At 37.0% G+C, this 15137-nt stretch carries 18 protein-coding genes and 1 riboswitch; of the genes, 13 read left to right on the top strand and 5 right to left on the bottom strand.

All coding sequences use genetic code 11. The features are described 5' to 3' along the window. Window positions 1-68: 68 nt before the first annotated feature. Both KHA93_RS07900 and KHA93_RS07895 read right to left on the bottom strand, forming a co-directional pair. On the bottom strand, window positions 69-1250 hold the full coding sequence (locus tag KHA93_RS07900) for a toxic anion resistance protein (RefSeq protein WP_213110247.1): 1182 nt from the start codon (window positions 1248-1250) through the stop codon (window positions 69-71). Continuing rightward, window positions 1250-1900: a 5-bromo-4-chloroindolyl phosphate hydrolysis family protein gene (locus KHA93_RS07895; RefSeq protein ID WP_213110246.1), complete on the bottom strand. Its 651-nt coding sequence runs from the start codon at window positions 1898-1900 to the stop codon at window positions 1250-1252. Before KHA93_RS07895 ends, KHA93_RS07900 begins: the two co-directional genes overlap by 1 nt. A gap of 157 nt (window positions 1901-2057) precedes the next feature. Here KHA93_RS07895 and KHA93_RS07890 point away from each other — a divergent pair, with 157 nt between their 5' ends. Continuing rightward, window positions 2058-2747, top strand: coding sequence for a CoA transferase subunit A (locus tag KHA93_RS07890; protein WP_213110245.1), 690 nt, complete (start codon window positions 2058-2060; stop codon window positions 2745-2747). Between the two features lie 39 nt (window positions 2748-2786). Continuing rightward, complete coding sequence (locus KHA93_RS07885) at window positions 2787-3422, top strand: 3-oxoacid CoA-transferase subunit B (RefSeq protein ID WP_213112821.1); 636 nt, start codon at window positions 2787-2789, stop codon at window positions 3420-3422. A gap of 114 nt (window positions 3423-3536) precedes the next feature. On the opposite strand, the gene KHA93_RS07880 is transcribed toward KHA93_RS07885, so the two are convergent. From KHA93_RS07880 to KHA93_RS07870, 3 genes are all read right to left on the bottom strand, one after another. Then, window positions 3537-3860: a helix-turn-helix domain-containing protein gene (locus KHA93_RS07880; protein WP_213110244.1), complete on the bottom strand. Its 324-nt coding sequence runs from the start codon at window positions 3858-3860 to the stop codon at window positions 3537-3539. A gap of 123 nt (window positions 3861-3983) precedes the next feature. Beyond that, the gene (locus tag KHA93_RS07875; RefSeq protein WP_213110243.1) at window positions 3984-4118 is read right to left on the bottom strand and encodes an anti-repressor SinI family protein; all 135 of its coding nucleotides are present in this window, start codon (window positions 4116-4118) and stop codon (window positions 3984-3986) included. A 27-nt stretch (window positions 4119-4145) separates the two neighbouring features. Continuing rightward, window positions 4146-4232: riboswitch (cyclic di-GMP riboswitch) on the bottom strand. Between the two features lie 245 nt (window positions 4233-4477). Then, the gene (locus tag KHA93_RS07870; RefSeq protein ID WP_213110242.1) at window positions 4478-5398 is read right to left on the bottom strand and encodes an aldo/keto reductase; all 921 of its coding nucleotides are present in this window, start codon (window positions 5396-5398) and stop codon (window positions 4478-4480) included. 122 nt (window positions 5399-5520) lie between these two features. Here KHA93_RS07870 and KHA93_RS07865 point away from each other — a divergent pair, with 122 nt between their 5' ends. The 11 genes from KHA93_RS07865 to sigF all read left to right on the top strand — a co-directional run bounded on the left by KHA93_RS07865 (window position 5521) and on the right by sigF (window position 14902). Beyond that, window positions 5521-6078 carry an NUDIX hydrolase gene (locus tag KHA93_RS07865; RefSeq protein WP_213112820.1) on the top strand — a complete coding sequence of 186 codons (558 nt, stop codon included), beginning with the start codon at window positions 5521-5523 and terminating at the stop codon, window positions 6076-6078. Then, entirely contained in the window at window positions 6071-7234 is a 1164-nt protein-coding gene (locus tag KHA93_RS07860) for an endonuclease Q family protein (protein ID WP_213110241.1), read from the top strand. Before KHA93_RS07865 ends, KHA93_RS07860 begins: the two co-directional genes overlap by 8 nt. A gap of 80 nt (window positions 7235-7314) precedes the next feature. After that, complete coding sequence (spoIIM, locus tag KHA93_RS07855) at window positions 7315-7962, top strand: stage II sporulation protein M (protein WP_213110240.1); 648 nt, start codon at window positions 7315-7317, stop codon at window positions 7960-7962. 285 nt (window positions 7963-8247) lie between these two features. Next, complete coding sequence (gene fur / locus KHA93_RS07850; RefSeq protein ID WP_213110239.1) at window positions 8248-8727, top strand: ferric iron uptake transcriptional regulator; 480 nt, start codon at window positions 8248-8250, stop codon at window positions 8725-8727. 430 nt (window positions 8728-9157) lie between these two features. Continuing rightward, on the top strand, window positions 9158-9385 hold the full coding sequence (locus tag KHA93_RS07845; RefSeq protein WP_213110238.1) for a YqzK family protein: 228 nt from the start codon (window positions 9158-9160) through the stop codon (window positions 9383-9385). A gap of 6 nt (window positions 9386-9391) precedes the next feature. Continuing rightward, complete coding sequence (gene xerD / locus KHA93_RS07840) at window positions 9392-10285, top strand: site-specific tyrosine recombinase XerD (RefSeq protein ID WP_213110237.1); 894 nt, start codon at window positions 9392-9394, stop codon at window positions 10283-10285. 123 nt (window positions 10286-10408) lie between these two features. Then, on the top strand, window positions 10409-11590 hold the full coding sequence (deoB, locus tag KHA93_RS07835; RefSeq protein ID WP_213110236.1) for a phosphopentomutase: 1182 nt from the start codon (window positions 10409-10411) through the stop codon (window positions 11588-11590). A 336-nt stretch (window positions 11591-11926) separates the two neighbouring features. Then, complete coding sequence (locus KHA93_RS07830) at window positions 11927-13090, top strand: D-alanyl-D-alanine carboxypeptidase family protein (protein WP_213110235.1); 1164 nt, start codon at window positions 11927-11929, stop codon at window positions 13088-13090. A 246-nt stretch (window positions 13091-13336) separates the two neighbouring features. After that, complete coding sequence (gene spoIIAA / locus KHA93_RS07825; RefSeq protein WP_213110234.1) at window positions 13337-13687, top strand: anti-sigma F factor antagonist; 351 nt, start codon at window positions 13337-13339, stop codon at window positions 13685-13687. A gap of 3 nt (window positions 13688-13690) precedes the next feature. Next, entirely contained in the window at window positions 13691-14131 is a 441-nt protein-coding gene (gene spoIIAB / locus KHA93_RS07820; protein WP_213110233.1) for an anti-sigma F factor, read from the top strand. Window positions 14132-14143: 12 nt separating this feature from the next. Continuing rightward, window positions 14144-14902, top strand: a complete 759-nt coding sequence (gene sigF, locus KHA93_RS07815; RefSeq protein WP_213110232.1) for an RNA polymerase sporulation sigma factor SigF — start codon at window positions 14144-14146, stop codon at window positions 14900-14902. The last annotated feature ends 235 nt before the right edge of the window (window positions 14903-15137 follow it).

Here is a 15137-nt window from a genome sequence, read left to right as displayed (position 1 = left end):
TCCTTTCAAATAATAATGGAACAAGTCTATTTTTTTAGGCATTGTCATTTTTATTAAGTCCTAGTGCATTACGTAAGCTTCAATAATTTTTGTTTTAGTTCGTTTTCCATTGAAACAAGTTCTTGCTCCGCCTGGGCGCGTTTTGCCCGGCCTTCTTGTTGAATTTTGATTGTCTCCTCTAGTGTTGTAATTAAATTAGATTGTGTCTTTTTCAATGTTTCAATATCAACAAGTCCACGTTCATTTTCTCTTGCTGTTTCAATTGTATTTGTTTTTAACATCTCAGCATTTTTGAGTAGTAAATCATTCGTTGTTTTAGAAACTTGCTTTTGTGCTTCTACAGCCTGGCGTTGACGAATAAGTGTTAATGCTATAGCAATTTGATTTTTCCAAAGCGGAATGGCCGTCATAATCGAAGTTTGAATTTTCTCAGCGAGTGCCTGATTCGTATTTTGAATCATTCTGATTTGCGGCGCACTTTGGATCGTAATTTGTCTGCTTAGTTTTAAATCATAAAGCCTCTTTTCAAGACGATCTGCAAATTGAACCATATCATTAACTTCCTGATACGTCATTTGATCGCCGGAGGCTTCAGCTCTTTTCTTTAGCTCTGGAATCGTCTTAGTCGTTAACTCTTCAATTTTTAACTCTCCTGCTGCAATATAAATATTCAAAGCATGAAAGTATTCCTTGTTTTTCTCATATAATTGTTCAAGCATCTTTAAATCATCTATCAACGTTTGCTTAGATTGATTCAATTTCACAGTAATTCGGTCAATTTGCGCTCCCGTTTTTTGGTATTTGGACATTACCTCTTGAATGGAATTGGAAATCTTGCCGAACATCTTTGAGAAAAAGTTCTTTTTTTCAGGTGAAAGCTCATCGGGATTAACATCCCGGAGCTTACCCATTAACTCACTTAAAATATCACCAATTGGACCAATGTCTTTACTTTGAACATGATCCAACATTGAACTTGAAAAATTTAATAATTGAGACTGTGCGTGCGTGCCATAAGCAATTACAGCTTGATGATTAGCAGGATCAATCTGTTTGGCAAGCTCGAGTGCTCGCTTTCGATTCTCATCAGGCAAGCTGTCCACGAGTCTGACAGGTTTAACCTCTTGTTGTAATGGTTCCTGCTTTATTGGCACGATCTCTTGTTCACCAAATGGATTAGCTAGAAGATCATCAAGGCTTGAAAAATCTGTTTTTAATACTGTTTCAGTTTCTTTATTTTGTGAACTCATTATTTCGTTCTCCTTTCATCCTCGAGGGGGTTATACTCCAATTTTTTCAGAGAATGTTTTGCAACATCTAATTCAAAGTTCAAGTCGTCAATATCTGATGAAAGTACGTGATAAATATCTTTTTTGATCGATTCACTTAGGTCTCCCAACGTACTCTGAGTTTCCTTAAGGGAAATATACATTTTTTCATTTTTTACAGGCTGGGCGGCGAGCAACGCATACTTTTCGGAGAGCTCCACAACAGAATCAAGATGATAGAAGAAGAAACGCTCAGATTGGTAAAAACGTCTTGGTTCTTTATTGATGATGGCGTACATCCGCTTTGATAATTTGCTTAATTCATATAACTGTTTAAAAGCACCCATCGTTCTAACAGAAAAAAAAGCTTTTTGCAGTCTGCTGATTTTTTTCTTTGCTTCCACCAAGTTTTTTTGTATATACACATATTCTTTTCTTGTCAATTTATTTTTTTTCAAAAATTTATGATCAGAATATAGTTTTATTCCAAAAAATGTAAGCCCCCCTGCAAGGAATGCGGAGACGGTAGAAGGTAAAAATCCTAAGATGGAACCATTAAATAAAATGACCCATAGTAAAATGATTTCCGCGGCTGCAAACATGCCGAGAAAAAATGTAAAAACAGGTTTCATGCCCGCATCTACTCCTTATCGCTTCTTTTCTATATAAATGATTTACGTTGATGGTTAAATAAAGGTTTCATTCATATCTATTATAAGGAAAAATGCAATTTAATGAAAGACGAAAACGTTTGATAAAAACAGAAGGATAATAAAGGAGGATGGAAATTTGAAAAAAGTATATACATCCTTTCAAGAGGTCATAGGTGATATTCAAGATGGCTCTACTCTAATGATAGGCGGTTTTGGTCTCTGTGGGATACCAGAAAATCTGATATTGGCGCTACGAGATAAGAGTGTTAAAGATTTAACCATTATTTCGAATAATTGCGGAGTGGATGATTGGGGACTTGGTTTATTGCTAAAAAACAAACAGATTAAAAAAATGATTGGATCATATGTTGGTGAAAATAAAGAGTTTGAAAGACAGGTTCTTTCGGGAGAAATAGAAGTAGAATTAATTCCGCAAGGAACCTTGGCTGAGAAAATCCGTGCTGGAGGTGCAGGGATTCCTGCTTTTTATACTCCAGCAGGTGTTGGGACGTTGGTGGCGGAACAAAAAGAAATACGGGAATTCAATGGGAGAAAATATGTACTCGAAGAGGCGTTTGTTGCTGATTTTAGTATTGTGAGAGCTTGGAAAGGGGACGAAATAGGGAATCTCCTGTATCGTAAAACAGCACGTAATTTTAACCCCATTATAGCTACAGCAGGTAAAGTGACGATTGCTGAGGTGGAAATACTGTGTAGAGCAGGAGAAATAGACCCAAATACAATTCATACACCAAATGTTTATGTACAGAGAATCATTCAGGGCGATCAGGAAAAAAGGATTGAGAGGAAAACGGTTAATGGATGAGGGGGACTGAATGTGGAACGATCAAATAATCGAAAGAAAATGGCAAGGCGTGTTGAAAAAGAAATTAAAAATGGGTTTTATGTTAATTTAGGTATTGGGATGCCAACTTTAGTAGCCAATTATATATCATCCGAAAAACAAGTTGTTCTTCAATCTGAAAATGGTTTGCTTGGCATTGGTCCTTATCCAGAAGAATCCGAACTAGATGCTGATTTAATTAATGCTGGAAAAGAAACTGTCACAGCTATCCAAGGTGCAGCCTATTTTGATAGTGCAGAATCGTTTGCTATGATTCGAGGAGGGCATATTGACCTTGCTATATTAGGTGGTATGGAAGTTTCGAAGAATGGGGACCTAGCGAATTGGATGATTCCCGGAAAAATGATCAAGGGGATGGGGGGAGCGATGGATCTCGTTCACGGTGCTGGAAAAATAATCGTCATGATGGAACATGTAAACAAGAGCGGCAAACCAAAAATATTGAATTCCTGTAGTCTACCTCTAACTGGCAAGCAGGTTGTAGATCGGATTATTACAGATCAAGCTGTCATTGATGTAACGGAATCCGGTCTCGTATTAAAAGAAGTCGCAATCGGCTACACGATTGAAGAGATACTTTCCTCTACAGAACCAGATTTACAACTGGATGAAAATATAATGATGGAAGCCTATTAAAAAAAACGCTGAGCTAGAGATACAACCTAAATGAGTAATGATAAATCATTGTTATAGTATCTTTTGAAATGAATGAACCATGGCTTGAGACAATCGAGCCATGGCTTTTTATTTTCACTTATTGTCTAATTTCCATTTATTAAACTCTAGAAACTCCCGAAATTCTTCTTTCGATACACCTGATGTCATCGCTTCACGAACAAGATCTTCCCAATCTGGATCCAAACCGATGGCTCCTTCTTGGTCATCATGAAGTAAAGCGTTAACGGAAATTCCTAACACTTCGGATACTTTCTCTAAGAAATGAATAGAAGGGTTGGATTGGATATTTCGTTCAATAGAACTTAAATATGATTTTGCAACCCCTGCTTTTTCCGCTAATTCTGATAGAGACATTTTTTTCTGTTTTCGATAATCACGTAATCGTTCGCCAATCATGTAAATCTTCACCTTCCTTACAGTAAATTATACCATATAACGAAGGTTTGTTTCATATTTAGAACACCACAGTAATAAAAAAATTTTGTCCTTTTGTGAAAAATAGTCCAAAAGAAAGATAAACTAGTGCTTTATTCGTTTATGAATATTCAAAAAATCTCTGATGGTTTCTGTACTAATCCCCGCATTTAATGCAGCTAGAATTAACTCCACCCATTCTTCATCGAGTCGTTCAGGTTTTACAATTGCTTTCTGCATAATGACCTCCTAAAATACATAGAGTATTTAGGTAACCCAGCTGCCATAGTTGATTAAACCTTAGGCCTGTGGCTTTGCGTATCTGTCTTTCGTTCAGACTTGCCTTTATCTAATATCATTTCATTTATATTCATCCATCATTATAGACATTACAAAAGTCACAGTCGTACAAATTTTGTCGATGTCGAAATGAATGAAGCAGATAGAAAAACAGTCATTTATGAGTAGGTTTTTGTCGTAGTATAGAAATCTAAGTTATAAATAGTTGGAAAAGGCAAAAAAGTTATACTGCTTTAACGTGGAAAAGGAAATATCTTTGTTGAAATATAAAAATAAATGGCGAACGAAAATTTTAAAAATTATATATGTTCTGTATAATTACTTTTCTTTGTAATCATTTCTAAATATCCAAGTTCCTCCTTAGAAAGAGGTGTTGAATTTACGGCTCTTACATTATCAAGTAATTGTTCGACAGAACTAGCCCCAGTCACAACGGATGCAACCGTCTCGTGGGCTAAATTAAATTGAAGAGAGACCTCGTTTAAAGAACGTGAGAATAAAAGTTTCGCTTTTATGCTTTCAATTAATTCCTTTATTTCTTCAGATGAATAATCAAGAAAATTAGCATTAAAATCATCTGCTTCAATTAATTCAAGTGTTTTATCACTTAATATGCCTTTTGCCACGGAACCCCTAGTTACGATACTAATTTTATGTTCTTGTAATAGCGGCATTATGGCTTCTGGACGCCTGTCTAATAAATTGTATTGCATCATATTGCTAATAATGGAAGAATCCTTAACATATTTGCGAATAACATTTGGGCGAATAGAAGAAATACCATAGTATCGAATGAATCCTTCTTCCTTTAACTCCTCAAACGCTTGAATTGTTTCTTCGATAGGATCATCGATCGTTCCACCATGAAGTTGATATAAATCAATATAATCGGTCTTTAGTCTATGAAGACTGTTCTTTACAGCTTCTTTTATGTAGACCTTAGATGGATCCCACCTCCAACCATCCTTATTTTCATTCCAACGATTTCCCACTTTAGTCGCGATGATGACATCTTCTCTTTTACTTGATAGAGTCCTACCGATAATTTCTTCGTTTACTCCGTAGTCATATAAGTCTGCTGTATCAAAGTAATTAATTCCAGAATCAAGGGCCGCTTCAATAATTTTTTGCGCCTTATTAGCATCTGTCCCAATTGACATACAGCCAAGACCAATCATAGAAACACGTAAATTAGAACTGCCTAGTTGTCTTTTTTCCATCTCCTCATCACCTTTCAAGTTCTTTTCTTCATTTTAATAGAAAGTCATCCATGATAACAAAATTAATGTTCCAACTGCTTTATGTTATGATTGGAAAAGCGAAAAAGAAGGAGCGAAATATGATGAAGAAGTTTGAAGAAAAAACAATCCATAGTAAAGAAATATATAATGGAAAAATAATTCGTCTACAAATTGATGATGTAGTCCTTCCTGATGGAAATATGGCGAAACGTGAAATTGTGAAGCATCCGGGAGCCGTAGCAGTGATCGCCATTAATGATGAAAATAAAATAATTATGGTCGAGCAGTATCGAAAACCGTTGGAACGTTCTTTACTTGAGATTCCTGCTGGGAAGCTAGAGTATGGAGAAGAACCTCTAGTGACTGCAGAGCGTGAACTTGAAGAAGAAACGGGCTATGCAGCTGGAAAAATGGAGCATTTAATATCGTTTTACACTTCTCCAGGATTTGCGGATGAATTGATCCATCTTTATATAGCAACTGATTTAAAAAAGATCGATAATCCGAAAATTGGCGATGAAGACGAGTTTGTAGAGCTTTACGAAATAACGCTAGAAGAAGCAGTTCAATATGTTGAAGAAAAGCGGATATATGACGCAAAAACTGCATACGCAGTCCTTTATTTACAACTAAAAATGGCGATGACACCTAATGAATGATTTTTTTTCTGATTTACATATTCATATTGGCAGAACAATAACAGGAAAACCTGTAAAAATAACAGCAAGTAGAAATCTCACTTTAAACAATATATTAAAAAAGGCTAAATTTCCGAAGGGCTTAGATATTGTAGGTGTTATTGATTGCCATTCACCTGACGTAATTTTTGAAATGGAACATTTAATCGAAACAGGTAAACTTGTAGAACTGAAAGACGGGGGTTTCCAATATGAAAATGGTGTGGTTCTTATTCCAGGATCGGAAATAGAGATAAATGATCACCATTGCAAAGGACCAATCCACGTCCTTACATACTTTCCAACTATGCTTTCGCTTAAAGAATTTTCAAAATGGCTTTCGGAAAAAGTGACCAATATTCAGCTTAGTACGCAAAGAATATATGAAGAAGCAAAAGTCGTACAGGAAAAAGTCAAAGCAGTTAATGGTTTGTTTATTCCTGCCCATGTGTTTACACCTTTTAAAAGTCTATATGGAAAAGGTGTTGGAAAATCATTAACAGAAGTTTTCAATCCAGCTTTGATTGATGCAGTCGAGTTAGGTTTAAGTTCGGATACAAACATGGCTGATCAGCTTTCCGAACTACACAGCTATAGTTTTTTAACGAATTCTGATGCTCACTCTCTCGGGAAAATGGCAAGAGAATATCAGGTCCTTAAACTAGAAGAGCCAACTTTTAAGGCATTGGAATGTTCTTTGAAATATAAGGATGAAAACAGGATTGTGGCTAATTATGGGTTGAATCCATTTTTAGGAAAATATTATCGAACAACTTGTGCAAATTGTTTAATTCCAAAGCAAGAGGAAGTTTGTCCAAATTGCGGTTCGAAAAAATTTACAATGGGTGTTTTTGAGCGAATCACTCAACTGGCGGATGCGGACGATAAACCTAATAGGCCGCCTTATATACACCAAGTACCATTGGAATTCATTCCGGGCTTAGGGCCAAAAACGATGGAAAACTTATTAAATCATTTCGGAACTGAAATGAATATTTTGCACCGTGTCCATATATCAGAATTAAAGAAGGTTGTGAAAGAGGACCTTGCCGAATTGATCATCCAAGCTCGGGAGGGTAGTTTGGCATTTGATGCGGGCGGAGGCGGAAAGTATGGAAGGATTCAAAAATTAGATTAGTGATTTGTGAGGTTGTTGTTGGCATACTTATGGCTAGTCCATCATAAAATGTACCAATCGCGGGACAGGAGGAGCAAAAGATGCGCAACAGACTTTCCACTAATATTATCAGTCGTCATTTTCAAGAGCATTCATCCATCTACACATTCATCATGGTACTTTTTTTAATGGGAGTTATTTTTGGTTCCATTTTTGTTAACAGTTTATCACTTCACCAAAAAGAAGATCTCTTTTATTACTTAAACCAGTTTTTTGGACAAGTTGGCGAAGGAAAGATGGTTCCTTCGGAGGAATTATTAAAATTAAGTTTTTGGCATAATGTAAAATTTGCTGGTCTTATCTGGATTTTAGGAATATCGATTATTGGTTTTCCGCTCATCTTTATTTTAATTTTTATAAAAGGAATCGTTGTAGGATTTTCTGTAGGTTTTCTTGTAAATCAAATGGGATGGAACGGTCTATTATTGGCGTTTGTTTCATTGCTTCCACAAAACTTATTGATTATCCCCATTCTTATATTTATTTCAGTTTGTTCCATTGCACTTTCAATGAAATTAATAAAGAAAATTTTTATTCGCCAATCACTTTCCTTTCATCTTGTTCCTGTTTTTACGAGATACTTTTTATCCTATATTGGCGCAATTGCCTTTATTACAATCGCTGCAAGTTTGGAAGCATATGTTTCGCCAATGCTAATGAAGTCCATTATTCACTCGATTACAAATTAACTAAATTGTAAGGGCAATCACGCAAGAACACAGTCGTTAAGTAGGCTCCCGAATCGTCAGCGGAAAGTCAGTGCTTAGAGCTCCAATAAGCATTTTTTTACAGAGACCTCATGCAAAAAATTGCGCCATCGCTATAAAAATAAAGAGTTTTGTTTGTATTGAATCCTCAGTTGTTTAACACGGCTTATTTTCAAGGTAGCTTTTCTAAATAATAATCATTTTAGTTTGATTATGACTTCCCTTCTGCTATAATAAAGTGGATAGTGGCGAGGGAGGATACATAGTATGGAAAGTCGCATTGATCGCATAAAGAAACAACTGCATTCTGCAAGCTATAAGCTTACTCCCCAGCGTGAGGCCACGGTTCGGGTGTTGCTTGAACATGAAGAAGACCATTTAAGTGCAGAAGATGTTTATCTGCTCGTTAAAGAAAAGGCGCCAGAAATTGGGCTTGCTACAGTTTATCGAACATTGGAACTTTTAACAGAATTAAAAGTTGTAGATAAGATCAATTTTGGTGACGGTGTTTCTCGCTATGACTTGCGGAAAGAAGGGGCAGCCCATTTTCATCACCATTTAGTTTGCATCGAATGTGGGGCAGTGGATGAAATTCAAGAAGACCTTTTAGGGGATGTTGAAAAAATCGTAGAGCGTGATTGGAATTTTAAAATAAAAGATCACCGACTCACCTTCCACGGAATTTGCTGGCGCTGCCATAAAAAGACTGATGAAGAAAACAAAACTAAAAATGAAGAAGAAAAATAATGGAGCCTTTTCTTTCGGGAAAAGGCTTTTACTATTTTTTAATGACGTATGTCTTGTTTTCCAGAGCAAACAGTCATCGACAAACATAGTTCTTATCCACACCTACGATAGGTTACATCGATTCATTCCACACGGTGTTTTCTTTATCGCAAAAAGAGATACGTTTACTAAAGCCGACCACGTCCTTATGTCTTCGTCGAAGGACCTTCATACCGTGGGCCTGTACGTCGATGAGCAAGCATTTGTACTTTTCTTAAGTAACCATGAATAATTTTAGACAAGCTGGGCATATGCTTGTAGTAAGAAAAGCGAGAGGCGCTCGATCAGCCCCGACAGCATATGTTCTGAGGAAAAGAAGTTTGATTTTTGACCTCGAGGGGCTGGGGCCAGGAGCTAGACAAAAGTATAGCAGACTAAAAGGAATGGTTTTATGAAAAATATGCTCAAAGTTTTTTTCGGAACATTAAGATTGCTTTTATTATTTGCAGGGTGCACCATCCTCTTTTATTATGGTATTATGTGGGTAAATCAAGAATATGAAAATTATCGGCGTTATGACGAGCCGGAAGGAACAGCGGTAAAGGCTTTTCAGTCGTTTGGAAATGAAGATAACGGCTGGTTTTCACGTCTTCTGCTGTTTTATCAGAATGGAGAGTAGGGTACAATGCAAGATCGGCTGCAGGATTTTATTCATTTTATGATCGTAGAAAAAGGACTGGCTCAAAATACGATTATTTCTTATGAACGTGATCTTAAGCGATATCTAAAATATTTACTGCAAGTTGAACAATTGAAATCACTGAACGATGTTTCAAGAATCCATATCGTTCAGTTTTTGTCTTTTTTAAAAGGTGAAGGAAAATCGGCGAAAACACTTGCAAGGCATATTGCGTCTATAAGAGCATTTCACCAATTTTTACTACGGGAAAAAGCAGTTGAACAAGATCCTTCCGTCCATATTGAAACACCACAAATGGAAAGAACACTTCCGAAGGTGTTAAGTTTTGGGGAAGTAGAATCATTATTGAATACTCCTGACCCATCCTCGTCTTTTGGATTAAGGGACAAAGCGATGATAGAGCTATTATATGCTACAGGAATTCGTGTGAGTGAGCTAATTAATCTTAATATGGATAATGTCCATTTAACAATGGGTTTTGTACGATGTGTTGGGAAAGGAAATAAGGAAAGGATTATTCCTATTGGAAAAATGGCTCAAAATGTCATCGAACAATACATAATGGAGTCCCGACCTAAACTGAATAACCCTAAAAATCGAACAGAGGCATTGTTCCTCAATCATCACGGTAACCGTCTTACAAGACAGGGATTTTGGAAGATCATTAAAAGACTTGCATCCGAAGCGAAAATAGAAAAAGAATTAACTCCTCATACGCTTCGTCATTCATTTGCAACTCATTTGCTGGAAAATGGTGCTGATTTAAGAGCTGTGCAAGAAATGCTCGGCCATGCCGATATTTCAACAACACAAATTTATACCCATGTAACGAAAACAAGATTAAAAGACGTCTATACAAAATTTCATCCACGAGCATAGAAAAGTGCTAGAACAGAAATTAAAACATTAAATAGATTCAACCGCAAAATGCGGTTTTTTTCTTTTACGAATAAGGGTAAGATACAAGTATATTCGAATATCAACATAAGAGGTGGCAACTATATGAACGCAAATTTTAAAAGAATTCATTTAATTGTACTTGACTCGGTCGGAATCGGTGAGGCTCCTGATGCAGCAGCTTTCAATGACGAAGGCGCGGATACATTAGGGCATATCGCAGAAAAAATGAATGGTTTAAAGATGCCGAATATGGAAAAGTTTGGGCTTTCCAATATAAAAAAAATAAAAGGGATAAGCGAGACGGAACATCCACTAGCTTATTACACTAAAATGCAAGAAGCTTCAAAAGGTAAAGATACAATGACAGGTCATTGGGAAATAATGGGGTTGATCACCAGCCATCCTTTCAAAGTATTTCCTAATGGTTTTCCCGAATTACTCATTTCTCAACTTGAGCAAGCATCAGGAAGAAGTGTTATAGGAAATATACCGGCTAGTGGAACTGAAATTCTCGAACGTCTCGGTGAGGAGCATATGAAAACGGGAGCGCTGATCGTCTACACTTCAGCAGATTCCGTCTTGCAAATTGCAGCCCATGAGGAAATTGTTCCCATTGATGAATTATACGAAATATGTGAGAAAGCTCGTAAGATGACATTAGTAGATGAATATAAAGTTGGACGGGTTATAGCACGCCCATTTGTTGGTGAACCAGGGAACTTTAAGAGAACAGCCAATCGTCATGATTACGCACTTAAGCCTTTTGATAAAACAGTCATGAATGAATTAAAAGACGCTGGTCTAGATGTGATTGCTATAGGAAAAATTAATGACATATATGATGGCGAAGGAATAACAAAAGCGTTACGAACGATTTCTAATATGGATGGTGTTGACAAACTGCTTGACGTGATAGAGCAGGATTTCACTGGACTAAGCTTTGTCAATCTAGTTGACTTTGATGCATTATATGGACATAGGAGAGATCCAGATGGATATGGAAAAGCCCTTGAAGAATTCGACGACCGGATACCGGAAATAATCGAAAGGCTGAAAGAGGATGATTTGCTAATCATTACAGCTGATCATGGGAATGATCCGATTCACCACGGAACGGACCATACAAGGGAATTTGTACCGCTAATTGTTTATTCAAAACAATTTAATGGCGGTGGGGAACTTCCACTACGGAAAACATTTGCAGATTTAGGTGCGACGGTGGCAAATAACTTCCACATTAAATGGCAAGGAGAAGGAGAGAGCTTTTTAGAAAGATTAGTTTGATTAATGCTGTAAATGATAATGTCCAATGACTAAATTTTTTCTATGTTGATTGGAACGGAAGGCACGAGACTTCAGTAGGAAAACCACTTAACGGGAGACTCAGTTGGCGCTTTAAGCGAAGAGGAGGATACCGAACTGCCCGCGGAAGGCGTGTGTCTGAAGCGGAAATCAACAAACAAGTAAAAAATTCGACAAAATCAAAGCTTGTTGGGAATACTCGTGATTCCCAGCAAGCTTTTTTCTTTTTACTTTGTATAAATCAATTCCACATAGGCGACAATGAAAAATATGGAAATCATTTCCGTTTATACATTTATGAAAGTTGGAGGGACTAGTATGAAGAAATGGATTAGTTCATGCATTGGTATATTTATGTTTTTTTCACTACTATCTCAAACTGTAATGGCAGAAGAGAAGCAAGCTGAGCTTTCAAATGAATCAAAATCCGCTATCTTAATAGAACGAGATACTGGAACAGTTCTTTACGAAAAAAATATGCACGAAAAATACTCACCTGCCTCCATGACTAAAATTATGACGATGCTTCTCGTTATGGAAGCGATCGATAATCGTAAACTTTCATTCGAAGATAAAGTGGCTACGAGTGAACATGCTGCTTCAATGGGGGGCTCACAAATCTTTTTAGAACCCGGTGAAGAAATGAAAGTAGATGAGCTACTTCTAGCTGTTTCCATTGGTTCAGCAAATGATGCTTCCGTCGCCTTAGCTGAAAAAGTAGCAGGCAGTGAAGAAAACTTCGTAAGTATGATGAACAAAAAAGTTGAGGAACTAGGATTAAAAAATACAAAATTTCAAAATACGACGGGCTTACCAGTCGATGATCATTACAGCACAGCGCATGATATGGCTATTATGGCAAAAGAGTTATTAAAGTATGAAGAAATCACCGATTTTACAAAAATGTATGAGTCCTATTTACGAGAAGGAACGGACAAAAAGTTTTGGTTAGTGAATACAAATAAACTAGTAAAATTTTATCCAGGTGTTGACGGGTTAAAAACGGGTTTTACGAGAGAGGCCATGTATTGTTTAACGGCAACTGCAAAAAAAGATGGCATGCGTGTTATTGCAGTGGTATTCGGTGCACCGACTTCTAAAAGTAGAAATGCCCAAATAACGAAAATGCTTGACTTTGCTTTCGCAAATTACGCTTCGCATTCTGTCTATAAAAAAGGTGAATCACTTGGGAAAGTAAAGATCAGCAAAGGAAATGTAAAAGAAATTAAAGCAGTAACAGGCGAACCTGTTTCGGTTTTGACGAAAAAAGGGGAGCAGCTAACAAAAATTACAAAAGATATAAAATTAAACAATCATTTAAAGGCACCCATCAATAAAGGTGATGAAGTTGGAACGTTAACCATCACGGAAAACGGGAAAACGCTCGCGCAAACAAAACTGATAGCTGAGAAAAATGTAAAGAAGGCTACTTGGTGGGAGCTTTATAAACGTACGTTCGGCATGTTTACTAAATCAAATTAAGTACAAAAGTGGTAGCGACTGTCTATCGACTTACAAACTTCAGGCCAAAGTCTTGCTAGAAAAGCAACATGACAAGGAACAAGTTGGTATGGAAAGGACAGGACGTTTGCTAGCCGATGGCTGTTTGCACTAGACAGAAATGAAAAAATGTTGGCGAATCTCTTCTAGTTTTGTCATGAAGAAGGAATCTAGAGATAAAAAGTAGAATTGACTCACTATACTCTTAAGCGAGGAGGCAAAAGATAAGTGAGTCTATCAATTGATTTAGAAGTAAGACAAGAAGTTTTATGCATTAGACTATCAGGTGAACTGGACCATCATGCGGCTGAGGAGCTGAAAAATAAAGTAACCAATGCCATTGAAAAACACCAAATCCTCCATATCGTCATGAATCTTGAAAAATTAACGTTTATGGATAGCTCTGGTCTTGGAGTCGTGTTAGGAAGGTATAAACAAATAAAATTAAGAAATGGTGAAATGGTAGTTTGTGCGATTACACCCCCAGTGAAAAGATTGTTTGAAATGTCCGGTTTATTTAAAATCATAAGACTGGAACCATCTGAACAATTTGCACTTGAAAGATTGGGGGTAGCCTAACAGATGAGAAATGAAATGCAAATTCAGTTTAGTGCATTAAGCCAAAACGAATCATTTGCTAGAGTTACAGTTGCTGCATTCATTGCTCAATTAGATCCAACCTTGGACGAGTTGACAGAAATTAAAACCGTCGTTTCTGAAGCTGTAACAAATGCGATCATTCATGGATATGAACAAAATCCGGCAGGAATTGTATACATTTCAGTAGCAATTGAGGACGATATGATTGATTTGGTCATTCGAGATAATGGCGTCGGGATTGAAGACATAGAAGAAGCAAGGCAGCCGCTGTTTACGACAAAGCCTGAATTAGAAAGATCAGGAATGGGTTTTACAATCATGGAAAATTTTATGGATCAAATAGAAATCGAATCACACCCAGGTACAGGCACAACCATTCGCTTAATCAAAAATGTAACCAAAAACAAAGCGTTATGCAATTAAGGAGCCGCGCCTATGGATGTGGAACTGAAGAAAGAGGCAAATAAAGGCTTTTTGAAGGATGCTGAAGTCAAAGAGTATATTAGAAGAAGCCAAGAAGGAGATCAAGAGGCAAGGGACATCCTTGTAGAAAAAAACGTCCGTCTCGTTTGGTCTGTCGTCCAGCGCTTTTTGAACAGAGGCTATGAACCGGATGATCTATTTCAAATAGGCAGCATTGGTTTATTAAAATCTGTTGATAAATTTGATCTTTCGTACGATGTTAAATTTTCAACTTATGCTGTACCTATGATTATCGGAGAAATCCAACGATTTATTCGTGATGATGGGACAGTTAAGGTAAGCAGATCATTAAAAGAATTGGCGAATCGGATAAGAAAAGCGAGAGATGAGCTAGCAAAAAGAAATGAAAAAGTTCCTACAGTAGGGGAAATTGCTGATTATTTAGGTGTCTCTCGTGAAGAAGTCATTATGGCCCAAGACGCTGGGCGTTCTCCGACTTCGATTCATGAAACGGTTTATGAAAATGACGGTGATCCCATTACTCTTATTGATCAAATTGCAGACCATAACGATCATAAATGGTTTGATAAAATCGCGTTGGAAGAAGCGATTCGTGGACTGGATGAGCGAGAAAGACTAATCGTTTATCTTAGATATTATAAAGATCAAACTCAATCGGAAGTTGCTAACCGCCTCGGAATTTCACAAGTTCAAGTTTCACGTCTTGAAAAGAAAATATTAGAGCAAATGAAAGAACACATGGATGCCTGAAAGGCGTCGATGTGTTCTTTCGGATTTACCCGTTTTCCTGCATGAAACAATATAGGTTTTCACATACTAATAAAGCTGAATAGCTGAATAGCTAATTAGGGATAGGGACGCATTTGCAGGATTGGTCTTCAATGGTTGAAAATCGCGATGTAAAGGTATTGACTCCCTCATGTTCAAAAAAGCATTAAGTAGGTAGACAATCGTGTGATTACGCTCTTCGCTACTGAAAAATATA

The sequence above is a fragment of the Lederbergia citrisecunda genome (assembly GCF_018343695.1).
GTDB classification, from domain to species: Bacteria; Bacillota; Bacilli; order Bacillales; family Bacillaceae_C; genus Lederbergia; species Lederbergia citrisecunda.
Note: the sequence above shows the minus strand (reverse complement) of the source record. Positions and strands in the feature narration are given on the sequence as shown.